Source organism: Sinorhizobium fredii (assembly GCF_002944405.1).
Classification (GTDB): domain Bacteria; phylum Pseudomonadota; class Alphaproteobacteria; order Rhizobiales; family Rhizobiaceae; genus Sinorhizobium; species Sinorhizobium fredii_C.
The window spans coordinates 2248690-2268668 of sequence record NZ_CP024307.1 but is presented as its reverse complement, the minus strand read 5'-3'; the positions used below and the strand labels follow the sequence as shown (position 1 = coordinate 2268668).

Sequence of the window (19979 nt, the reverse complement as noted above, 5' to 3'; positions counted from 1 at the left end):
GCGTCGAAGCAGGATATTACTCTCGCACCGCTGCGGCGCCAGCCCGCGCCGCACGTCCGCCACGACGTCCACCGCCGGCAGCCGGTGCCGCGGCGGCCGCCACATGTCCGCCTTCGGCCGGCTTGTGGTCGCGATAGGTCATGATCCAGTTGGTGCAGTTAGCGTCGGTACCGTTCAAGACGTTCGCGGCGCGCACCGCTTCCATTTCCTGCGGGCGGCAGGGGTTCATGATTGCCGACGTCATGCCGGCACCGATTACCATCGGAATGAAGCCGGCATTGATGCCGTGGCGATGCGGCAGGCCGAAGGAGATGTTGGAAAGGCCGCAGGTGGTGTTGACCTTGAGCTCTTCACGCAGGCGGCGGAGCAGCGCGAAGACCTGCCGGCCAGCATCGCCCAGGGCGCCGATCGGCATGACGAGCGGATCGACGACGATGTCGTGCGGCTTGATGCCGTGATCCATGGCGCGCTCGACGATCTTCTTGGCGACAGCAAAGCGGACGTCGGGATCCATGGAAATGCCGGTCTCGTCATTTGAGATCGCGACAACCGGAACGTCGTACTTCTTAACGAGCGGAAGGATCGCTTCCAGCTTTTCCTCTTCGCCGGTGACCGAGTTGACGAGCGGGCGGCCCTTGGCAACGCGCAGGCCGGCTTCGATCGCCGCCGTTACCGAGCTGTCGATCGACAGCGGTACATCGACGAGGCCCTGGACGATTTCCAGCGTCTTGACGAGCAGCGGCGGTTCGGTCTCGTTCGGGTTGACAGCTGTCACGCCCGCATTGACGTCGAGCATGGTCGCACCCGCGGCAACCTGCTCCAGCGCGTCCTTGATGACCGTCTCGAAGTTGCCCTCGATCATTTCGGCGGCGAGCTTCTTGCGGCCGGTCGGATTGATGCGCTCGCCGATGACGCAGAAGGGCTGGTCGAAGCCGATGACGATCTCGCGGGTGGCGGAAGCGACGATGGTGCGGGTCATATAAGATCCTCTGATCCTGGAGCCTGGGGCTATGTAATAGACCCCATTCGTGTTTGTCAGGCGCGGGACGAGCCGAAGCGCCGGTTTTCCTCTGTTAAAGCCGCTGGCCGCGGCCCTGTTCTCAATGCGGATGGTGTGCGGCGGCCTCCGCCATCTGCTGCTGGTTTTCCTCGATGCCCCCGCGAAGATGCTCGAGCCGCTCGGCCACAAGCGTTTCCGTCGGCGTCGCTTCGTGTTTCCATGGCTTGCGACCCTTCAGGACGCCGGACTCGTGGACGATCTCCGCCACATATTCCTCCTGGCGATAGGCCATCACGTGCACGCCCGAAACGCCCTCGATCTCCTTCACCTCGTTGATGATGTCGATGCAGAGCTGCTTGCCTTCCTTCTTCTGGTCCTGGGCGCCTTCAAGGCGCGTGATGATCGAATCGGGAATATGGATGCCCGGCACGTTGGAGCGGATCCAGCGTGCGGTCTTGGCCGAGGCCATCGGGCCGACGCCGACGAGGATGAAGCATTTCTCGTGCAGGCCGAGGTCGCGCACCTTCTTCATGTACTCGCGGAACATCGGCACGTCGAAGCAGTACTGGCTCTGGACGAATTGGGCGCCCGCTTCGATCTTCTTTGCCAGCCGGTAGGGCCGGAAATCGTAAGGCGGCGCAAAGGGGTTGATCGCGGCGCCGAGGAAAACCTGCGGCGGCGTCGTCAGCTTGCGGCCGGAGAGGAATTTCGAATTGTCGCGCATGATCCTGACGGTCTCGAGCAGCGACATGCAGTCGAGGTCGAAGACGGGCTTGGCACCCGGCTGGTCGCCGGCCTGCACACCGTCGCCTGTCAGGCACATGATGTTCTGCACGCCCATGGCCGAGGCGCCGAGCACGTCGCCCTGGATGGCGATGCGGTTCTTGTCGCGGCAGGCGATCTGCATGATCGGCGCATAGCCCATGCGCGTCAGCAGCGCACAAATACCGACCGACGACATGTGGCAGTTGGCGCCCGAGGCGTCGACGGCGTTGATGCCGTCCACCCAGCCGTCGAAGATCGCTGCCCGTTCGTAGACGTCCTGGGGATTGGCGCTGTCTGGCGGATTAAGCTCGGCCGTGACGGCAAATTCGCCGCGGCGCAGCACCCGCTCCAGCCGGCCGCGCGAAGAATGGCCGGGCAGGGGGTCGAGCGGCGCACCGGGGTCGAAGGGGTTGATATCCGGGCTCATCTCTGGCCTTCCTTCTTCGCCTCTTCGAGAGCCGCGGCCTCGGCCGTCACCCGCAACCACGACGAGGTTTCTCGCAGCGATTGGTTGACCGGTTTCTGGACATTCATGATCGCGTTGCCCTTCACCATGTTCTGCGAACCCTTCCACGCTTGCACCCAGACACAGGGCATATCCGGTTCGACCTCGCAGTTGCCGTTGGCACGGACGCCGCCGCAGGGGCCGTTGCGGAGCTGCTTCGGACAGTTCATCGGGCAGGACATGCCGGTCGAGGACAGCGCGCACTGGCCGCACATGCGACAGTCGAAGAGGAAACCCTTGACGTGGCGTTCGACGAAGGTCACCGGCCGCTCGACGCGGTTGTAGCCGATGGCGTTCCAGAGCGGATGGAGCATCAGGAACATGTCGGCAAAGCGGTTGTAGAACCATTCGAGAAAGCGCGAATGGCGGACCGCCCAGAGCCGGACCGTGTATTTGTGGCGCGAGCGGCGGCTCGGCGAGACATTTGTCGGCGTATAGGCGCCCGTGGCCGCCTTCTTGGCGGATTCGGCGTTGCCGGTGACGACCTTGGGGTCAGGCATTGTCCCGCCCTCCGGCTTTGACGAGTGCAACGAGCCGCTCCCTGTCGTAGGCGGCCTCCAGTTCGGCTGCTGCCTTGTCGGCCTCCGCCTCGAGATCGTCTGAAACCGGGACCGGATCGGCCCTGCGCCATTCGGCCAGGTAGTCGTCGGTCTCGGCAGCGCCGGTCCGCATGGCGCACATGTCGATCGCCTCGGTGAAGCGCAGCGAAAGCTCTCGCTTGGCACTCTTGCGGCCCTGTTTGATGATGACCTGGGCGGGGATATCGCGCCAGTAGACGATGATGCGGTCTGCCATGGGATTCCTGTTCTCCTCCACAGCCCCGCGCCTCTTGTCAGACGCGCAGAGGTCGCTGTAGCCCTTTGAATTACTGCATGTTTTTATCCTTACGTCGATCGCGATCCAAGGAACATGCAGAGCGCATGATGCCGAAGGCCGAAATCGGTCTTCGGACAGGCTTCTACGCCGAGTCAAAGTGTTGCAGCGTTCTTTGCGCGTCTGTTCTGACGAGCGGTGCTGTTATGCCGACAATGCGCATGTCTATGCGCCGTGGCTTACCTTGGCACGACGTCGGATATGTCAAAAAACGACGCTCCCCCGGTTCGCATGAAGAGCGGAATGCACCGCGGGTATCTTGACGCGGCCCTTGGCATTCGGAACGCGGAAGCAGGGTCCTGGCAAACACCTTGGCCGCAACCGTGCGATCGCGCCAAACCGGGCTCCTCGGCTACGGCCTCAATAGCCGGAGCTTCCGCTCCCCTGGCTGCCGCCGCCCATGCCGCCACCGCCGGAGGCGCCGGTTGAACTTGGTGGAGGAGGGGCGGCGTTCTGCTGGCTCGTCTGGTTGCTGACGCACCCGGCGATCGCCAAAAGTGCGATCAAGGCGATGAGTATCGATGGTCCGTGCGGCATTTTCTTCTCCAATCACGGATTGGAACTGCGCAGCCATGTTCTTCCCGTCGACTGTTGGAGGCAAGTGCATGCGTGCGCTTGATTTCGTACAAAAGCGCGTCATTTCCATCGAATGTGCAGATGCCCCGGAGAGTCCTGATGTCAAGAACAGTGATCGCAATGTTGTGCCTCGCGCTTCTCGCGCTTTCTTCCTGCGCGAACACGGCGCGCGGATTCAGGCAGGATAGCACCCAGACCGGCCACGCTGTGGATAGTGCTACCAAGCGCGTCCTGGGGGCTGCTCAGTAGGACAGCGCCTTCGCCATCCGGCGACTACGCCGCATCCTCGGCTGCGGTCGGGGCTTGCGCCCGACTGCGATGAGCACCCTGAGAGCTGCTTCCGCTTCAGCCTCGGTGAACCCGGCTAGTAGCTGGTCCGCAAATACCGCCGGGACACCGGTCAGGTTGTCCCACACGGTCCAATGGTCGGTTGGGTCGAGGATGAGTTCGTAGCGGTCCTGTTGCATCGGATTCCTCTCGTTTACCAGATCCCGCGTCGCAGGCCATTCCAAAGCCAAGCCCAGACCGGCGGATGATACCATTGCCGCGACGGAGCGGCGATATCGAAGGGTCGGAGGTATCCGGCGAGCGCGTCCTCGACCGCCCTGATCGCAATGTCGGTCGAGGCGGCTGTCTGGAGCAGCGGATAGGTATGGATCGTATCGGCGCGGCTTGGTATCTGCCGCGACTGGTAAAGAATGCGGCCGGTATCGACGCCCTCATCGACGAGATGAACGGTCGCGCCGAAATTCTCCAAATCATTGCCGACGAGCGCCCAGTAGCCGCCCATCAGTCCGCGATACTGCGGATTGATGCCCGCATGGAAGTTCAGGACGGGGCAGGGGATTGTTGCCAGCGTTGCGGGCTTCAGCATCCGGCAACTGACGAGAAAGACGACGGCGGGCTGAAGCGCCGTCAGCCGTGCGCGGCCTTCGGCATCGTTGATCGAAGCGATCTGGTGCACCGGGATGGAGGGGGGCTTGTCGACAGACACGCCGTAGCTGCGCAGGATTTCGGCCGCCCGCCGGCGCGTGAGCCGTTTGCGGAAACGCGAGGCGATCATCATGGCGAGCTGGCCCAAAGCCGTCGCCCATCCGAGCTTCCGAGCCCGCCGTCTGACGAAGAGCGCCTTGGATTCCGGCTGCTCCTGCAGGACGACGATGTCGGGAAAGCGGGCGGCAAGCGCATTGATCAGGATGTTCGGATTGTCGCCCCCTGCGGTAACGACGACGATGCGCCGGCCGGTCGAGGCGGCCGTTGACGTTTCACTTTCCGTGAGGGCGCTTTGCGATCGGTACATAGGTCGGCAAGGGTTGTCTGAGTATCATCTGCGGCGTCCAGACACAGTCGCGCGCAGAAACAGATATGCCGACACAGGCGTTACCGTGGTCTTAAGCGGGTAGCCAATAATATATCACGGGAGCATTACGCCTCAATCAACGACCGGCTGAGATCGCCGTAGCCGGTAAAGCGGTACTCATAGGCGAGGCCGAGATAGTCGGCGGCGCGGCGGGCCTTCTCCTTGAGGGCCTCGTCTTCCACCTGCGATAGATAGACGAGCTTGCGGTAGTGCCCGAAATACATGTCGCGCAGTTCCGGATGCCGGTCGAGGCCGAGCGGCTCGACGACGAATGCTTCGAACTGGCGGGCGAGGAAGTCGGTGAGAAAGAAGGCCGTGAGGTCGTCGTCCCAACGGGCGGCGAAATCCGCATTGCCGGCGAAGAAGGAATAGCAGTGCGGGCCGGGAATCCGCTCGACGCCTTCCTCCTCGCAGAGCCGATCGATGAGACCGCCCGTACCGCAATCGGCATAGGCGATGAAGATGCGCTCGAAGCCGTCGGAACGGGCGCGGGCGATCGCGTCGCGAAGGCCCGGCACGATCTTTTCCGGCGTGTTGTGCCAGATGGCGGGAAGACAGTTGAGCTCGATATGGTCGAGCTTGTTGGCCACGCAGATCGCAAGAATTTCACGCGCGATGGCGCCGCAACCAATGACGTGAACTTTCTTTGGCTGTGCACGTTCTCTTGCCGACGGTGCGTTTTCCATCTTTATTCCGCCTTGTATCAACACAAAGGAATCACGGTCATGACAATAAGGTCCATTGCGATGATCGGCGCTCTTCTGGTAGCGCTCTCAACCCTGAGTTCCTGCGCCAATACGATCCGCGGCATGGGGCAGGATACTGCGAATACCGTGAACGCCACAGAGGGAGCCGGGCGCCGGGTCGCCCGAGCGGCCAATTGACCGCCACGCGGCTGTAGGGAGGCGTAGCGGCCTCGCTTTATAATAAACAAAGACGCCGGCTGTCGGTTTCATCCGCACAGCCGGCGTTTTTCTGCATCAGTTGGACTCAGCCGGCGGCAAGCTGGTTGTGCTTGCGCCGCATATAATCCTTTGCGGTTTCGACGGCGACCGCCGCGTCGCGGCAATAGGCGTCGGCGCCGACGGCCTTGCCGAATTCCTCGTTGAGCGGCGCGCCGCCGACGAGAACGACGTAATCGTCGCGCAGGCCCTTCTCCTTCATGGTGTCGATGACAACCTTCATGTAGGGCATCGTCGTCGTCAACAGCGCCGACATGCCGAGGATGTCGGGCTGCTCGCGCTCGAGCGCTTCCAGATAGTTCTCGACCGGATTGTTGATGCCGAGGTCGACGACGTCGAAGCCGGCGCCTTCCATCATCATGCCGACGAGGTTCTTGCCGATGTCGTGAATGTCGCCTTTGACGGTGCCGATTACCATCTTGCCGAGCTTCGGTGCGCCGGTTTCGGCGAGCAGCGGCCGCAGGATGGTCATGCCGGCCTTCATCGCGTTTGCGGAAAGCAGAACTTCCGGCACGAAGAGAATGCCGTCGCGGAAGTCGATGCCGACGATGCGCATGCCTTCGACGAGCGCCTGGGTCAGGATGTCGTAGGGCGTCCAGCCGCGCTTGAGGAGGATGCGGGTGCCATCCTCGATTTCCTCCTTGAGACCGTCATAAAGGTCGTCATGCATCTGCTGCACGAGTTCCTCGTCGGAAAGGTCCTCGAGAATGATTTCATCATCTGCCATAGTAGGGTCCTCGGTTCCTGGCATAGTCGTTTCGCGGGAGTGGCACGATAACACTCCGGACGCGTTGTCCCATCCTTAACGGGCGGCGCCTAAAAATCTCTTTTCGAAAGCGACGTCGCATATGGTGAAAAACGACGACGCGGTGCTTCCCATCGTTTGTCATGCCAGTCGTATCGCATAATTCACCGATGCGGAATCCGCCGCCCGGTAAAATTATGCAACAGTTCAAGGTGTTAGTTTAGGCAGCTGAGCAAGCGTTTAGGTAATGGCCGGCACACAGCCACGGTTTCACGCGGCACCAACGGACCGTGTGGACGGGGCCGGTCGAGTGTCTAAGTTGCGCCACCTGTTGGCGCATTGAGACCCGTACCGATCCGGCGGCTTGGTAGCATTAGGCCAAATCCATGCCGGGCGCATGGTGCCGCTACTGGATTCGACCGGCGGAAAGGACTATGCGCCCACCTACCGAAATGTTGCGCGTCCTTCGTGCGAAGACGTGGCGGGAGAGGAATGAGCGAATGAGCGACGTTACAGAACAAGGCGCGATCGAAGGCGGCGGACGCCGCGCGCGTGGCGAGGGACGTGGGGCGGCAGCCCGCCGGGCCTCCCGCACCGGCGGCGGTCCGGGACCGTCTCTGCCCTATATCCAGCGCAAGATTCGCGAGTACGAAGTTCTCGACGAGGAGGGGTTGCAGCTCATCGAGCGCAATGCCGACATCGTTCTGGAAGAGATCGGCATCGAATTCCGTGACGATCCGGAAGCGTTGGAGCTCTGGAAGGCGGCGGGAGCTGATGTGCGCGGCGAGCGCGTCCATTTCCCGAAGGGCCTCTGCCGCGAGCTTTTGAAGACCGCGCCGTCGAACTTCACCTGGCATGCGCGCAATCCGGAGCGCAACGCCCATATCGGCGGCAAGGCGACGGTTTTCGCACCGGTCTACGGCCCGCCCTTCGTCCGCGATCTCGACGGCAACCGCCGCTATGCGACGATCGAGGATTTCCGCAATTTCGTGAAGCTTGCCTACATGGCGCCGTCCGTCCATTCCTCGGGCGGCACGGTCTGCGAGCCGGTCGACATCCCGGTCAACAAGCGCCATCTGGACATGGTCTACAGCCATATCCGCTATTCCGACAAACCCTTCATGGGCTCGGTGACGGCGCCGGAACGGGCCGAAGACACGATCGCCATGGCGAAGATCGTCTTCGGCGACGATTTCGTCGAGAACAATACGGTGACGCTGAACCTGATCAACGCCAATTCGCCGATGGTCTTCGACGAGACGATGGTGGGCGCGCTCAAGGTCTACGCGCGCCATAATCAGGCCTGCGTGCTGTCGCCCTTCATTCTTTCCGGCGCGATGAGCCCGGTGACCGTCGCCGGGACGCTGACGCAGATTCTGGCCGAGGTTCTTGCCGGCGCCTCGTTCACCCAGCTGATCCGCAAGGGCGCGCCGGTGCTTTTCGGCACCTTCGCCGCCTCGATCTCGATGCAGTCGGGTGCCCCAACCTTCGGCACGCCGGAGCCGTCGCTTGTCTCCTATGGCGCCGCCCAGCTTGCCCGCCGCCTCGGCCTGCCGTTCCGTACCGGCGGTTCGCTCTGCGGCTCCAAGGTTCCGGATGCCCAGGCGGCACACGAATCGGCGAACACGATCAACATGACGCTGCTCGCCGGCACCAACTTCGTGCTGCACGCGGCCGGCTGGCTCGAAGGCGGTCTGGTCTCGTCCTACGAGAAGTTCATGATCGACCAGGATCAGCTCGGCATGATGCAGAAGATGGCCGAAGGCGTCGATCTTTCGGAGAATGCGCAGGCGCTCGACGCGATCCGCGAAGTTGGCCCCGGCAGCCACTATCTCGGCTGCTCCCATACCCAGGCCAATTTCCAGACGGCCTTCTACCGCTCGCCGCTCGCCGACAACAATTCCTTCGAACAGTGGGAAATCGAAGGCGAGAAGCGGATCGAGCAGCGCGCCAACGCGCTCGCCCGCTCGTGGCTCGAACACTACGAGGCACCCTATCTCGATCCGGCGATCGACGATGCGCTCAAGGACTATATCGCCAAGCGCAAGGATTCGATGCCGGACGCCTTCACCTGAAAGGCTCCCGAGCGAGCCAGGGAGCAAGGCGGCGCGGCGCAGGTGGCCGACATGATCCAGAAGGAGGTCTGGCGCCCGCATTACGAAACCCAGGGGCCGAAACCGAAATGACGGCGGCCTCCGCTTGTGACGACAATCTTGTTCAAATGCTCCGTGCGGCTCTCGAGCCGCACGGTCTTTTTTTGCGTGGCACTGTGAATTTTGTGGCCGGCGAGGCGGCTCCCCAGCTAAAGGGCGGCGCGCCTGCCGCGAGCGTCCTGCTCGTCGGCAATATCGGTGGCTCACTGTGGGAGCCGTTCAGCCGTTGGCGAGCAGACCAGCCGGATCAAGGCGGCATGGATCCACTCGACAATTGGTCGAAGCAGATAATCCAACCTGTCGCGGAGCGGCTCGACGCCACCGCCTATTACCCGTCCGATCCGCCCTGGCAGCCATTCCAGCGATGGGCAATGCGCGCCGAGGGCTTGAAACCATCGCCGCTCGGCATCCTCATCCACCCCAAATATGGTCTCTGGCACGGCTATCGCGGTGCGCTCGGCTTTGATCGGGTACTTCCGCAGACGGACAAAGTTTCAACTGGCCATCCTTGCGATGCTTGTGTGGGAAAGCCGTGCATTTCGGCCTGTCCGGCTGATGCCTTGGCCGCCCGCGCATTCGATGTCGCTCGCTGCCGCACGCATTTGAGGTCAAAGGAGGAGCCTGGCGGCTGCCTCGCGCTTGGCTGCCTTTCGCGCGATGTCTGTCCGGTAGGGCGAGACTTTCGCTACCCGGATGCGCAACTCCGTTTCCATATGGCGGCACTGAGGCTTTAGACTGGTTGCTCTCAGTCGGCCCCAGTCGGTCATGATGGACCGTGAAAATGCCCTCCTGCGCCGTGATTGACTTGCCAATCCGGAGCACTCAGCAATCGCGCATCAAACCGCCGCAATCCATGCGATGTTACGTCACGATCCGCTTCGAGTCGCGAACCATGCCACTGTTTCCAAAAGGCCTTCTCATCGGCGCCGCACTTCTCACGGGCGGCTTTGCCAAATCCGCGCCGGCCGACGCTGCAGGCACTTCCTGCCGCAACGTGAGCCACCGTGGCGAAGACTACATCGCCTGCAGCTTCGATCCCGCCGCAAGCGACATTCGCCTCTACAACAAGGACCATGCGGGCGTTCCGTTCAGATCCTTCAAGGCGCTGTCGCTCGAATTGCGCCATCGCGACGAATATCTCGTCTTCGCCATGAATGGCGGCATGTATCACGAGGACCTTTCTCCGGTCGGCCTGCACATTGAAGAAGGCGGAGAGCAGGCCCCGCTCAACACCAATCCGGGTTGGGGCAATTTCCACCTGCTGCCGAACGGCGTCTTCTACGTGACGGACGGCAAGGCAGGCGTTATGGCGGCAGAGGCTTACCGCGACGCCGGCATCACACCGCGCTTTGCCACGCAATCCGGGCCGATGCTGGTGATCGACGGCAAGCTTCACCCGCGCTTCCTGCCGGACAGCGACAGTTTCAAAACCCGCAACGGCGTCGGTGTGACGACGGAAGGCCAGGTGGTTTTCGCGGTCTCGAAGCGGCCGGTGCGCTTCCACGATTTCGCGACGCTCTTCCGGGACGCGCTTGACTGCCCCAACGCGCTGTTCCTCGACGGCACGATTTCGAGCCTTTATGCGCCGGAGATAAACCGCCACGACCGGCTGTTTCCGCTCGGGCCAATCATCGCCGTCGTCGCGAGGTTTCCGCATTGAGCGCACCGCAAAAGAATTTGTCGGCTCCACCCAAGGAATGGCGGTCGGCGACCGTCTAAGCTTGAAATAGGACAGAGCGGGCAGGGATTGTGCGTGCAGGGATTGGGCGGGCAGGGATTTGGACGCGGAACTCGTTGAACGGGCGGTGAGCGGCGATCGCGAGGCCTTTGGCCGATTGATCGAGCGCCACTATGACTTCGTTCATGCGGTCGCCTGGCGGTGGTCGGGCAATGAGGCCGATGCGGAGGATATTGCCCAGGAGGTCTGCATAAGGCTTGGCTCGGCGATTCGCGGCTTCCGCGGCACCAGCCGGTTCCGCACCTGGCTCTATGCATTGACGCTGAATGCGGCCCGTGATCACCGGCGCCGGCGGGCGCGCGACGAGCGGAAGATGCAGGCCTATGCATCCGATTCGGCGCTCTCCGCAATGTCCGATGGCGATGACGAGGAGCGGCGCGAGGCGCTGTGGGCGGCGGTGCGGGCGCTGCCGGAAAAGCAATGCGATGCCGTCCTGCTCGTTTATGCCGAGGGTCTGAGCCATGCGGCAGCCGCCGACGTGCTTGGCTGCTCGGAAGCGACCATCTCCTGGCACGTCCATGAGGCGCGGAAACGCTTGCGGACGCTGCTCGGCAAGGAGGCTGTGTGATGACCGACGAACTCGATATGCTGTCCGGACGGACGCCGCCGAAGCCGACGGACGAGGCACGGGCGCGGGCCCTCGCCGCCGCGATGCAGTCCTATGACGCGGCGGAAAATATGTCGCCTGCCCAAGGATCAACGAAGCCCGCGCGTCAAAGCTCCATCCTCAACCGGATATGGAGCCCTATCATGAACCGGAAATTTCTTGCCGGATCGGCCCTGGCGATGCTGATCGTCGTCCCGGCCGCCGCTTTCCTGACGCTGGAACTGGTTCGCAGCGATTTTTCACGCGACGCGGAGGTGCAGGTGGCCGCCAAGCCAGTACCGCGCCCGCAGCCGAAATCGACTGCGCCCGCGACCATCGAGCGGGGAGAGCTTTTCCCCGGGTCCGGCTCGGACCTCAGCGAGGTGCCTCGCGAGGCCGCCGAAAACGAGGCGACGGCAAGCGCTGCGGCCGATACGGCCGCAGCGCCCGCTGCCGAAGGCGGGACGGTGGGCTTTGCCGCGCGTGGCCGCGCCGCACTCATGCCGGCGCCGGCCGTGCCAGGCGATATCCTTCCGCCGCCGACAGAAAGCCGCGAGCGCTTCGGCAACGCCGATGCCAATCCAGTAAAAAGCGTTGCGACCAAGCCGGTCTCGACCTTCTCCGTCGATGTCGATACGGCCTCTTACGCCTTCGTCCGCCGATCTCTGATGGAGGGCGAGATGCCGAACCACGATGCCGTACGCGTCGAGGAGATGATCAATTATTTCCCCTATGATTGGCCGCGCCCGACGACGGCTGCGGAGCCGTTCAAGCCCACCGTCACAGTGACGCCGACGCCATGGAACGCAGCAACGCGGCTGATGCATGTGGCGATCAAGGGCTATGAGGTGGTTCAGCAGGAGGCGCCGAGAGCCAACCTCGTCTTCCTGATCGACGTCTCCGGCTCCATGGACGAACCGGACAAGCTGCCGCTTCTCAAGAATGCTTTCCGGCTGCTGGTCGAACGGCTGAGACCGGACGATACAGTGTCGATCGTCACCTATGCCGGCAATGCCGGCACAGTGCTTGAACCCACGGCGGTCAAGGACAAGGCGAAGATACTGGCGGCGATAGACACGCTGCAACCGGGCGGCTCGACGGCCGGTGCCGAGGGCATCGACGCTGCCTATCGGCTGGCGGAGAAAGCCTTCGTCCAGAACGGCGTCAATCGCATCCTGCTCGCGACCGACGGCGACTTCAATGTCGGGCCGTCGAGCGACGAGGAATTGAGACGCATGGTCGAAGCGAAGCGCAAAAGCGGCGTCTTTCTCTCCGTTCTCGGCTTCGGTCGGGGCAACTACAACGACGCGCTGATGCAGACGCTCGCCCAGAACGGCAACGGCGTTGCTGCTTACATCGACACGCTGGCGGAGGCGCAGAAAACGCTCGTCGAAGAGGCGGGGTCGTCGCTCTTCCCGATCGCCAAGGATGTGAAGCTGCAGGTGGAGTTCAATCCGGCGGCGATCGTCGAGTACCGGCTGATCGGCTACGAGACGCGGGCGCTGAAGCGCGAGGATTTCAACAACGACAGGATCGATGCAGGCGACATCGGCTCCGGCCACAGCGTGACGGCGATCTACGAGGTGACGCCCAAGGGCAGCCCGGCCGTGCTCAACGACGAGCTCCGCTATGCGACCGCCGAAAAGCCGGCAACAGCTGCGGCTCACGCCGGCGAACTCGCCTTCCTGAAGATCCGCTACAAGAAGCCGGACGGCGACAGGAGCGAGCTGATCACCACGCCGGTCACCGAGGGAAATGCGGTGCCGAACCTCGCCGAGGCGTCGGCTGACGTCCGCTTCTCCATCGCCGTCGCGGCGTTCGGCCAGAAGCTTGCCGGAAATTCAGCCCTTGCCGACTATTCCTATCCGGCGATCGCCGATCTCGCCGCCGCCGCCAAGGGCACCGATCCGTTCGGCTACCGCGGCGAGTTCGTCAATCTGGTGCGGCTGGCGAAAGGGCTTTCGGGCGCAAAGCAGTAGCTGCCTACTGCATGTCTCCTTATCGACCTCGATTTAAGGACAAAGGCATGCAGCAAATTCAAAGTGCGACAGCGACCTTTGCGCGTCTGATAAGACGCGCGGCGCTGTAGGGCGGGCAACTCCTGCGCGCCGAGGATCATCAGGAATGGCTGGGCGGCACCGTACACCACCGTGACGCGCCGGAGTTTTGCGGATGCTGCCTGCCCACGCTGTTTTTCTCAAGCCTTTGGAAAGGCGCGCTGCAATCCACCGGATTTGATCAGCCCGTTCCGGAACGCCTGATAGGCCGCATGCTGGCTGGAGCGGGCCACCTCCATAAGGCGCATCTGAAGACGCGGCGGCGCCTCGTTGCCGAGCCATTCTCCGACTCTTTCGAGTTTCAGCGTATTCAGGAACCGCGCTTCGGCGGCAAGGTCGAGGTGGCGGTGCAACCCCTCGATCAGATTTTCATCCTGTTCCGGATTTTCCATCAGCAGCTTGACGAAAGCCTGCTCCGCTTCGCCGAAGCTCGAAAGCTTGACGGCGGTCGTGTCCCGGTCGGGGAAGGCGGCTGGCGTGCTCATGGATTTATCTCCGTTGGTCGCACATCCTCGGATAGGCGACTCTCCCTCCATCTGCAATTGATAGCTTGCGGTCGTCTTTGCCGAACTCCCGAACCTCTACCAGTGGAGCGCGCGGACAGCGCGCTGCGTCAGCCTAGTCCGCTTATCAAGTCGGCCGTGCCATAGAAATCACACCAATGTGGATATACCCGACCGCGCAGTGGCGGCTTCGGCAGGGCCATGTTAACCGGCAAGCTCTGAACGAGGTGCTCCACCGTTGCTACAATACAGACCCGAAATTGATGGACTGCGCGCGCTCGCGGTCATGCCCGTGCTTCTCTTCCATGCTGGTTTTGGCTTCATCGGGGGCGGGTTTGCTGGCGTAGACGTTTTCTTCGTCATCAGTGGTTATCTGATCACGGCGATCATCCACCGCGAAATCCGCGACGGTAGCTTCAGCATTGTCGGATTCTACGAACGCCGCGCGAGGCGTCTTGCGCCAGCTTTGCTCTTCATCTGCACCGTTTCGACCGCGTTCGCCGCTCTTTGGATGCTGCCGCAGGAGCTCAACAATTTCGGCAAGAGCCTTTATGCGGTGAGCCTTCTCGGGTCGAATTTCCTGTTCTGGGGTCAGACCGGGTATTTCGCGCCGAACACGGACTTGATGCCCCTTCTGCACACCTGGTCACTGGCCGTCGAGGAGCAGTTTTACATTGCGTTGCCCCTGCTTCTACTCGCGCTTCGCCGCTACTCGGTGGCTAAGGTGATGAAGCTTCTGGCGACTGGCGTTATCCTCAGCTTTGGAGCCACGCAGATTCTTGCCCGCATCGATCCGGCCGCAAATTTCTACCTGCTGCCGAGCCGCTTTTGGGAGCTCGGCATCGGTGCAATGCTGGCGATTGCCAATGAGAGGCAATTCGATTTTCCCCAACGAATGCGTGAGATCCTGGCAGCGCTCGGTCTTTGCGCCATCGCCGCCAGTTACATCCTCCTCCAAGGAACGGCTTACTACCCCGGCTGGACGACGCTGCCGGTGGTGCTGGGAACTACTCTCGTGCTCGCCTTTGCACACGGAGACACGGTCGTGGGCAAACTGCTTTCGTGGCGGCCCTTGGTGGCGATCGGACTTCTAAGCTATAGCCTCTATCTCTGGCATCAGCCGGTCTTCGCCTTCGCGCGCTTGCGTTGGATCGACGAGATTCCACGTTTCGGTTACTTGCTGCTGATCGCGATTTGCTTCGTATTGGCCTATTTCAGCTGGCGCTATGTCGAGCAGCCGTTCCGCAAACGAGCCCGTTTCGGACGGCGCGCCGTCTTTAGTTTCACGATCGCCTCTGGTGCCGTGGCAATCCTTTTGGGCCTGGGCCTTGATGGGACGGACGGGATGGTTGCGCAAAAGCGGGACTTGGCGCGGCTGACCGGCTCGAGTGTCGGCCTCGGCAAGCGGTGCGATGCGGCGGTCGATCTCAAATGCGCTACAAGCCACACACCCGAAATGGCCGTTTGGGGCGATTCCTTTGCACGACATCTGGTTGATGGCATCATTGCCTCGAAGCCTGACGTCCGGTTGCTACAACTTACCAAAAACAATTGCGGGCCGTTTCTCGACCTGTCCCCGATGGCGCCGCGGCTTGGCCCGAGCTGGCCGAAGGAATGCGCCCAGCATAATGATGATGTGCGGCGTTTCCTGGTAGCGAACAAGTCGATCCGCTATGTCGTCCTGTCATCGCAGCTTAGCCAGTACCTGACGGAAGAGATGGTGCTCGTCGAAGGAAGGCGGGAAGTCCCCACCGAGGTGAAGACCCTCACCACCAGCCTGCGCTCGACGCTTGCCTGGCTAAAGGCAAATGGTTTTGAGGCCGTGTTCGTCGCGCCGACGCCGCATGACGGCCGCGACACCGGCCTTTGCGTTGCGCGGGCAAGACTCTTGGATCAACCGATTGAGCGCTGCGAGTTGCCGCTCAAGAATGTTCGCGTCCACGACAAGGACATACTACAGGTCGTCGCCGATATCGCCGACGAGTATCCCGTTGTCAGCTTCATGGATTATCTTTGCGATGCGGATGCCTGCAAGGTCGAGGATCAGGGCGTAGAGCTTTTCGAGGACCATGGGCATTTCTCCGCGCAAGGATCGCGACAGATGGGCCGCGCGCTCAACTTCTACCGCTCCTTTGTCGATGCAGCGAAGAGCGATCCGGTATCCGCACAGGTCTCACCGGCGCAACCTTCGCCCCCATCGGCAGCCCTGTGATCGATCGGTCAGGCGAAAACTTCCCGCAACCGGAGGCCGCTATCGCCTCCACGAGAAGAGTTACGCTCTGAAGACCGGGGCAGGCTATGCGCGGCGACTTCTCCGTTCGCGCACCGGGGAGGCGGCGCCCTCATTGGCCGTCTTGTTGCGCAAGGGGCCGATCTTTTCGACGATGACCTCAAGCGTCGGGCGCTCGCCCCTGGTGTGATTGTCGAGGGCAAGACGCATCGCGGCGAGGTGATTGCAGGACGTGCCGCAGCAGCCGCCGATGATCTTGGCGCCGGCATCGACGGCCAGGCGCGCATATTCGGCCATCAGCGGCGGTGTGCCGGAATAGTGGATCTCCGATCCGCGGAACTCGGGAATGCCGCAATTGCCCTTGACGACGACGGTGCCCTGGGGATTGGCGGCGGTCATGTCGAGGAGCGAGGACAGAATGTCGGATGCGCCGACGCCGCAATTGGCGCCGACCGCGACCGGGCCTTCGCCGATGTCTGCCGCGACCGTGTGAAGGTCCTTAGGGTGCAGGCCCATCATCGTCTTGCCGGCAGTATCGAAGGAACCGGTGTAGACGAAGGGCAGGCCGACCTTGGTGGCGGCCTCGGCGGCTGCCCGGATCTCGTCCGGCGAGGACATCGTCTCGATCCAGGCGACTTCCGCGCCGCCGGCCTTGAGGCCCTCGATCTGCTCGACAAAAGCTGCGACCGCGTCCTCATAGGAGAGGGCGCCGAGCGGCACCAGCAACTCGCCGGTCGGGCCGACGGAGCCGGCGGTGATGACCTTGCGCGGCGCCTTGTCGGCGACGGCACGGGCGATCTCGGCGGCGCGCTTGTTGAGCGCATGCACCCGGTCTTCCGCCTGGTGGAGCTTCAGCCGGTGGCGCGTGCCGCCGAAGGAATTGGTCAGGATGATGTCGGCGCCGGCCTCGACGAAATCCTGATGCAGCTTGGTGATGTTTTCCGGCCTGGTCTCGTTCCAGAGTTCCGGCGCTTCGCCGGCCTCGAGACCCATGGCGAAGAGCGACGTCCCGGTCGCGCCGTCGGCAAGCAGAACGCCCTTCTGGGCGAGGAGGTCGGAAAGGGCACTGGCTGCGATCGACATCGGCGTTTCCCGGCTGAATGGCTTGTAGCAAGATATAAACATATCTTTATGTGTTTGCGCATGAGGAAGCAAGCTAAATGTGTATCGAACCTCGCGGCTGACCATTGGCGACTACGCGCCCGCCGAAAGCCGCGGCAGTTCATCCGCCAGAAGACGGGCGAGGTCGGTCGAGGCGGGTTCTGCGTTGGGGCGCAGGCGCAGGCTGAATTCCGAGTCGGGCAGCGGCGGCAGATCGAGGTGCTTCGGGGCGGCCGTTATCCCGGTGCCCAGGAAACGATCGGTGCGCGCCGTCACTGCGATGCCGCTGAGGACCGCGGCCCGCAGACCCGAAAGACTCGGGCTCGTTGCGGCCAAGCGGAAGGGGCGGTTGATCGCCTCGAGCGCGGCAATCGCGGCAGCGCGGAAGCCGCAGGGCGGGTCGAGTACAGCTATGGGGAGATCGGCGTCGGGCAAAGTCAGGCCCCTCTCGGCACACAACCAGATCATCGGATCGCGCAAGACAAGCAGTTCGTCTGCCGAAGGCCCTTGCCGCATCGCCAGGACGATGTCGATCTGGCCTTGCTCGTATGCGGCCGCCAGTTCCTTCGTGCGGCCGATCCGAAGGTCGAGGCGAACCCGCGAATGCGAGCGGGCGAAGCGGCCGAGCAGATCCGGAAGCGCCGTGTCTGCAAAATCCTGGGTGCTCCCGATCGCCACGCGGCCGTCGGCGCGAGCGCCCTTGAGGCTCAACCATGCGTCACGATGGGCGTCGAGGATGCGACGGGCATGACCGACGAATTCCTCACCCACAGGTGTCAAGGAGCGTCCGCGCCCGGCCGGTGCGAGAAGCGCCTCGCCGACCAGCGCTTCCAGCCGCTGCATCTGCGCCGTCACGGCCGACGGCGAACGGCTGACGACGTCCGCGGCCCGGGCGAGCGAACCGCCCTCCGCGAAGGCAAGAAAAGTGCGCAAGAGTTCCGGGTCGATCATCCTCATGGTTCAATAATACAGAATTGTAGATGCCGCACAATTCGATTTTATGGATGCAATGATGATGACAGGCTTACTTCGTCACCGCATTCATCCCGAGAAAGGAACTCTCATGCCGATCATCAGCATCGCCGTTGCGGCTTCGCCGAACTCAAGCCTCTCCGCGCAGATCGCGGCATCCGTCAGCGAATTGACGCGCCTGCACCTGCGCAAGGATCCGACCGTGACGGCCGTTACGATCAGCTATATCGATCCGCACCATTGGTTTGCCGGGGGGAGGTCGATCGCATCACAGCAGACCTCGAGTTTCTGGCTCGATATCAAGGTTGTCGACGGCACCAATACGAAACAGGAGCTCGCAAGCTATATCGAGGCAGTCTATGCCGGGTTCGAGGGCCTGCTCGGAACGATTCATCCCGAAAGCTACGTGCTTGTTCACGAGGTAGCGGCCGCAGCTTACGGCTTTGGCGGCAAGACTCAGGAGTTTCGCTTCATCAGCGGCAATTTGCAGCCAGCCGCTTAGAAGTGGGAGAGGGGCAACCGCCTCGGTCGCCCCTCTAAGCCGGTGAAGGCGCTCATGCCGCCTTTCGGTCGCCGTGACTTGTCGGCGTCACCATGGCACCGATGATCGTATGCAGGTCGATGGCCCCGATCGGGCGGCCATTGGCGTCGACGACGTGGGCGGTGTTGATATGCGCACTCGTCATTGTGCGGGCGGCCGCCTCGAGGACCGTATCTGCCGCGATCGCGAGGCCCTCCGGATTGCCGGACAGCGGCCGCATGATCGTCTCGACATGAACGACCCGGCCGCGGTTTACCTCCTTGACGAAGGCGGTGATGTAATCGTCCGCCGGCGCAAGCACGATTTCCTGGCCGGTTCCCTGCTGCACCACACGGCCGTCGCGCAGGATGGCGATCTTGTCGCCGAGGCGCAGGGCCTCGTCGAGATCGTGCGTGATGAACACCACGGTCTTCTTCAATTCCTTTTGCAATTCGAGAAGCACCGTCTGCATGTCCACGCGGATCAGCGGGTCGAGCGCCGAATAGGCCTCGTCCATCAGCAGAATCTCGGCGTCGTTGGTCAGTGCCCGGGCCAGTCCGACGCGCTGCTGCATGCCGCCCGAAAGCTGGTTCGGATAGTGCTTCTCGAAGCCCTTGAGGCCTACGCGGTCGATCCAGCCAAGCGCCCGCTTCTCGCTCTCGCGCTGATCGATACCCTGAATTTCCAGGCCGTAAACGGTGTTTTCGAGCACCGTGCGGTGTGGAAGCAGCGCGAACTTCTGGAACACCATTGCTGTCTTGTGGCGACGGAACTGGCGAAGGTCGTTCTGGTTCATCTTGCAGACGTCGACGCCGTCATAGAGCACTTCACCGGCGGTCGGGTCGATCAGCCGGTTGATGTGGCGGATGAGCGTCGATTTGCCGGAACCGGAAAGGCCCATAACCACCGTTATGCAGCCGCCGGGCATCGAGATGTTGATGTCCTGCAAACCGAGAACATGACCGTATTTCTCGTTGAGCTCGGCCTTGCTCATGCCGTTCTTGACAGGATCGATATATTCGTGCCCGCGCGGACCGAAGATCTTGTAGAGGTTCTTCACCTCGATTGCGCGACTAGCCATAAACTACCTCCGAATGCTTCTGCAGCCACCTACCGAAGGCTTGGCTTGCACGATCGAAAATGATGGCGCTGCCGATTAGTGCAACACCGCTGGAGCTGCGTTCCGCCGTTGCGCTTCTTTGGGCGCGTGCACGGGCGCAACCGCTTCCAGGTTCCCCTTGAGCAATGTGACAGCGGAACAGGTCCACTGCTGTGCTGTTTGCGACGCGGGGCGCGGCCGCTTCGTCGCGAAACATTCGATCCGCAGCGCGAC

General features: G+C 62.5%; 22 protein-coding genes and 1 pseudogene. 9 read left to right on the top strand and 14 right to left on the bottom strand.

Annotation, left to right across the window (positions count from 1 at the left end; all coding sequences use genetic code 11):
- Window positions 1-16: 16 nt before the first annotated feature.
- From NXT3_RS11210 to NXT3_RS31960, 5 genes are all read right to left on the bottom strand, one after another.
- Window positions 17-979 (bottom strand): methyltetrahydrofolate cobalamin methyltransferase, encoded by a 963-nt coding sequence (locus NXT3_RS11210; RefSeq protein WP_037423585.1) that lies wholly within the window; start codon window positions 977-979, stop codon window positions 17-19.
- 121 nt (window positions 980-1100) lie between these two features.
- Window positions 1101-2192: a methylenetetrahydrofolate reductase gene (locus tag NXT3_RS11205; RefSeq protein ID WP_037423588.1), complete on the bottom strand. Its 1092-nt coding sequence runs from the start codon at window positions 2190-2192 to the stop codon at window positions 1101-1103.
- Entirely contained in the window at window positions 2189-2770 is a 582-nt protein-coding gene (locus NXT3_RS11200) for a methylenetetrahydrofolate reductase C-terminal domain-containing protein (RefSeq protein WP_037423591.1), read from the bottom strand. Before NXT3_RS11200 ends, NXT3_RS11205 begins: the two co-directional genes overlap by 4 nt.
- Entirely contained in the window at window positions 2763-3065 is a 303-nt protein-coding gene (locus NXT3_RS11195) for a virulence factor (protein WP_104839335.1), read from the bottom strand. The genes NXT3_RS11200 and NXT3_RS11195 overlap by 8 nt, the downstream gene beginning before the upstream one ends.
- Before the next feature lie 438 nt (window positions 3066-3503).
- Entirely contained in the window at window positions 3504-3680 is a 177-nt protein-coding gene (locus NXT3_RS31960) for a hypothetical protein (protein ID WP_086022790.1), read from the bottom strand.
- A 68-nt stretch (window positions 3681-3748) separates the two neighbouring features.
- Between NXT3_RS31960 and NXT3_RS33240 the strand changes: the two genes are divergently transcribed.
- Complete coding sequence (locus tag NXT3_RS33240) at window positions 3749-3907, top strand: hypothetical protein (protein WP_158254906.1); 159 nt, start codon at window positions 3749-3751, stop codon at window positions 3905-3907.
- Window positions 3908-3961: 54 nt separating this feature from the next.
- Here the strand turns inward: NXT3_RS33240 and NXT3_RS11185 are convergent, their stop codons facing one another.
- The 3 genes from NXT3_RS11185 to NXT3_RS11175 all read right to left on the bottom strand — a co-directional run bounded on the left by NXT3_RS11185 (window position 3962) and on the right by NXT3_RS11175 (window position 5765).
- Window positions 3962-4186, bottom strand: a complete 225-nt coding sequence (locus NXT3_RS11185; RefSeq protein WP_234819688.1) for a hypothetical protein — start codon at window positions 4184-4186, stop codon at window positions 3962-3964.
- Between the two features lie 14 nt (window positions 4187-4200).
- Window positions 4201-5019 carry a formyl transferase gene (locus NXT3_RS11180; RefSeq protein WP_104839334.1) on the bottom strand — a complete coding sequence of 273 codons (819 nt, stop codon included), beginning with the start codon at window positions 5017-5019 and terminating at the stop codon, window positions 4201-4203.
- Between the two features lie 125 nt (window positions 5020-5144).
- A complete protein-coding gene (locus NXT3_RS11175) occupies window positions 5145-5765 on the bottom strand; it encodes a DUF1638 domain-containing protein (protein ID WP_104839333.1) in 621 nt (206 codons plus the stop codon).
- 39 nt (window positions 5766-5804) lie between these two features.
- On the opposite strand from NXT3_RS11175, the gene NXT3_RS11170 reads away from it, so the two are divergent.
- Window positions 5805-5963, top strand: a complete 159-nt coding sequence (locus tag NXT3_RS11170; protein ID WP_083854228.1) for an entericidin domain-containing protein — start codon at window positions 5805-5807, stop codon at window positions 5961-5963.
- Window positions 5964-6069: 106 nt separating this feature from the next.
- Here the strand turns inward: NXT3_RS11170 and NXT3_RS11165 are convergent, their stop codons facing one another.
- The gene (locus tag NXT3_RS11165; protein WP_037386375.1) at window positions 6070-6768 is read right to left on the bottom strand and encodes a cobalamin B12-binding domain-containing protein; all 699 of its coding nucleotides are present in this window, start codon (window positions 6766-6768) and stop codon (window positions 6070-6072) included.
- Between the two features lie 518 nt (window positions 6769-7286).
- On the opposite strand from NXT3_RS11165, the gene NXT3_RS11160 reads away from it, so the two are divergent.
- The 5 genes from NXT3_RS11160 to NXT3_RS11140 all read left to right on the top strand — a co-directional run bounded on the left by NXT3_RS11160 (window position 7287) and on the right by NXT3_RS11140 (window position 13242).
- A complete protein-coding gene (locus NXT3_RS11160; protein WP_037423604.1) occupies window positions 7287-8861 on the top strand; it encodes a trimethylamine methyltransferase family protein in 1575 nt (524 codons plus the stop codon).
- Window positions 8862-8968: 107 nt separating this feature from the next.
- Window positions 8969-9673 (top strand): 4Fe-4S dicluster domain-containing protein, encoded by a 705-nt coding sequence (locus tag NXT3_RS11155; protein WP_097524963.1) that lies wholly within the window; start codon window positions 8969-8971, stop codon window positions 9671-9673.
- A 158-nt stretch (window positions 9674-9831) separates the two neighbouring features.
- Entirely contained in the window at window positions 9832-10599 is a 768-nt protein-coding gene (locus tag NXT3_RS11150; protein ID WP_037423660.1) for a phosphodiester glycosidase family protein, read from the top strand.
- 118 nt (window positions 10600-10717) lie between these two features.
- A complete protein-coding gene (locus NXT3_RS11145; protein WP_097524962.1) occupies window positions 10718-11245 on the top strand; it encodes an RNA polymerase sigma factor in 528 nt (175 codons plus the stop codon).
- Window positions 11245-13242 carry a vWA domain-containing protein gene (locus NXT3_RS11140; RefSeq protein ID WP_199773278.1) on the top strand — a complete coding sequence of 666 codons (1998 nt, stop codon included), beginning with the start codon at window positions 11245-11247 and terminating at the stop codon, window positions 13240-13242. The genes NXT3_RS11145 and NXT3_RS11140 overlap by 1 nt, the downstream gene beginning before the upstream one ends.
- Before the next feature lie 218 nt (window positions 13243-13460).
- Here NXT3_RS11140 and NXT3_RS11135 read toward each other — a convergent pair whose 3' ends face one another.
- Window positions 13461-13805 (bottom strand): hypothetical protein, encoded by a 345-nt coding sequence (locus NXT3_RS11135; RefSeq protein ID WP_097538202.1) that lies wholly within the window; start codon window positions 13803-13805, stop codon window positions 13461-13463.
- A 304-nt stretch (window positions 13806-14109) separates the two neighbouring features.
- Here NXT3_RS11135 and NXT3_RS11130 point away from each other — a divergent pair, with 304 nt between their 5' ends.
- On the top strand, window positions 14110-16035 hold the full coding sequence (locus NXT3_RS11130; protein ID WP_104839332.1) for an acyltransferase family protein: 1926 nt from the start codon (window positions 14110-14112) through the stop codon (window positions 16033-16035).
- A gap of 84 nt (window positions 16036-16119) precedes the next feature.
- Here the strand turns inward: NXT3_RS11130 and bmt are convergent, their stop codons facing one another.
- Both bmt and NXT3_RS11120 read right to left on the bottom strand, forming a co-directional pair.
- Window positions 16120-17136 carry a betaine--homocysteine S-methyltransferase gene (gene bmt, locus NXT3_RS11125; RefSeq protein ID WP_097524959.1) on the bottom strand — a complete coding sequence of 339 codons (1017 nt, stop codon included), beginning with the start codon at window positions 17134-17136 and terminating at the stop codon, window positions 16120-16122.
- 111 nt (window positions 17137-17247) lie between these two features.
- Window positions 17248-18111 carry a LysR substrate-binding domain-containing protein gene (locus tag NXT3_RS11120; RefSeq protein WP_179864699.1) on the bottom strand — a complete coding sequence of 288 codons (864 nt, stop codon included), beginning with the start codon at window positions 18109-18111 and terminating at the stop codon, window positions 17248-17250.
- A 106-nt stretch (window positions 18112-18217) separates the two neighbouring features.
- Between NXT3_RS11120 and NXT3_RS11115 the strand changes: the two genes are divergently transcribed.
- Window positions 18218-18628 (top strand): tautomerase family protein, encoded by a 411-nt coding sequence (locus NXT3_RS11115; protein ID WP_037423625.1) that lies wholly within the window; start codon window positions 18218-18220, stop codon window positions 18626-18628.
- A 52-nt stretch (window positions 18629-18680) separates the two neighbouring features.
- On the opposite strand, the gene NXT3_RS11110 is transcribed toward NXT3_RS11115, so the two are convergent.
- Both NXT3_RS11110 and NXT3_RS32360 read right to left on the bottom strand, forming a co-directional pair.
- Window positions 18681-19727, bottom strand: a complete 1047-nt coding sequence (locus NXT3_RS11110) for a quaternary amine ABC transporter ATP-binding protein (RefSeq protein WP_037423628.1) — start codon at window positions 19725-19727, stop codon at window positions 18681-18683.
- A pseudogene (locus tag NXT3_RS32360) lies at window positions 19720-19818 on the bottom strand (proline/glycine betaine ABC transporter permease); the annotation flags it as partial. The pseudogene NXT3_RS32360 and the gene NXT3_RS11110, both read right to left, overlap by 8 nt.
- Window positions 19819-19979 lie beyond the last annotated feature (161 nt).

Bases quoted from the DNA above. Each gene is read 5' to 3' on its own strand.
- NXT3_RS11210 (WP_037423585.1), bottom strand. From the start codon at position 979: ATGACCCGCACCATCGTCGCTTCCGCCACCCGCGAGATCGTCATCGGC.
- NXT3_RS11205 (WP_037423588.1), bottom strand. From the start codon at position 2,192: ATGAGCCCGGATATCAACCCCTTCGACCCCGGTGCGCCGCTCGACCCC.
- NXT3_RS11200 (WP_037423591.1), bottom strand. From the start codon at position 2,770: ATGCCTGACCCCAAGGTCGTCACCGGCAACGCCGAATCCGCCAAGAAG.
- NXT3_RS11195 (WP_104839335.1), bottom strand. From the start codon at position 3,065: ATGGCAGACCGCATCATCGTCTACTGGCGCGATATCCCCGCCCAGGTC.
- NXT3_RS31960 (WP_086022790.1), bottom strand. From the start codon at position 3,680: ATGCCGCACGGACCATCGATACTCATCGCCTTGATCGCACTTTTGGCG.
- NXT3_RS33240 (WP_158254906.1), top strand. From the start codon at position 3,749: ATGCGTGCGCTTGATTTCGTACAAAAGCGCGTCATTTCCATCGAATGT.
- NXT3_RS11185 (WP_234819688.1), bottom strand. From the start codon at position 4,186: ATGCAACAGGACCGCTACGAACTCATCCTCGACCCAACCGACCATTGG.
- NXT3_RS11180 (WP_104839334.1), bottom strand. From the start codon at position 5,019: ATGTACCGATCGCAAAGCGCCCTCACGGAAAGTGAAACGTCAACGGCC.
- NXT3_RS11175 (WP_104839333.1), bottom strand. From the start codon at position 5,765: ATGGAAAACGCACCGTCGGCAAGAGAACGTGCACAGCCAAAGAAAGTT.
- NXT3_RS11170 (WP_083854228.1), top strand. From the start codon at position 5,805: ATGACAATAAGGTCCATTGCGATGATCGGCGCTCTTCTGGTAGCGCTC.
- NXT3_RS11165 (WP_037386375.1), bottom strand. From the start codon at position 6,768: ATGGCAGATGATGAAATCATTCTCGAGGACCTTTCCGACGAGGAACTC.
- NXT3_RS11160 (WP_037423604.1), top strand. From the start codon at position 7,287: ATGAGCGACGTTACAGAACAAGGCGCGATCGAAGGCGGCGGACGCCGC.
- NXT3_RS11155 (WP_097524963.1), top strand. From the start codon at position 8,969: ATGACGGCGGCCTCCGCTTGTGACGACAATCTTGTTCAAATGCTCCGT.
- NXT3_RS11150 (WP_037423660.1), top strand. From the start codon at position 9,832: ATGCCACTGTTTCCAAAAGGCCTTCTCATCGGCGCCGCACTTCTCACG.
- NXT3_RS11140 (WP_199773278.1), top strand. From the start codon at position 11,245: ATGACCGACGAACTCGATATGCTGTCCGGACGGACGCCGCCGAAGCCG.
- NXT3_RS11135 (WP_097538202.1), bottom strand. From the start codon at position 13,805: ATGAGCACGCCAGCCGCCTTCCCCGACCGGGACACGACCGCCGTCAAG.
- NXT3_RS11130 (WP_104839332.1), top strand. From the start codon at position 14,110: ATGCCCGTGCTTCTCTTCCATGCTGGTTTTGGCTTCATCGGGGGCGGG.
- bmt (WP_097524959.1), bottom strand. From the start codon at position 17,136: ATGTCGATCGCAGCCAGTGCCCTTTCCGACCTCCTCGCCCAGAAGGGC.
- NXT3_RS11120 (WP_179864699.1), bottom strand. From the start codon at position 18,111: ATGAGGATGATCGACCCGGAACTCTTGCGCACTTTTCTTGCCTTCGCG.
- NXT3_RS11115 (WP_037423625.1), top strand. From the start codon at position 18,218: ATGCCGATCATCAGCATCGCCGTTGCGGCTTCGCCGAACTCAAGCCTC.
- NXT3_RS11110 (WP_037423628.1), bottom strand. From the start codon at position 19,727: ATGGCTAGTCGCGCAATCGAGGTGAAGAACCTCTACAAGATCTTCGGT.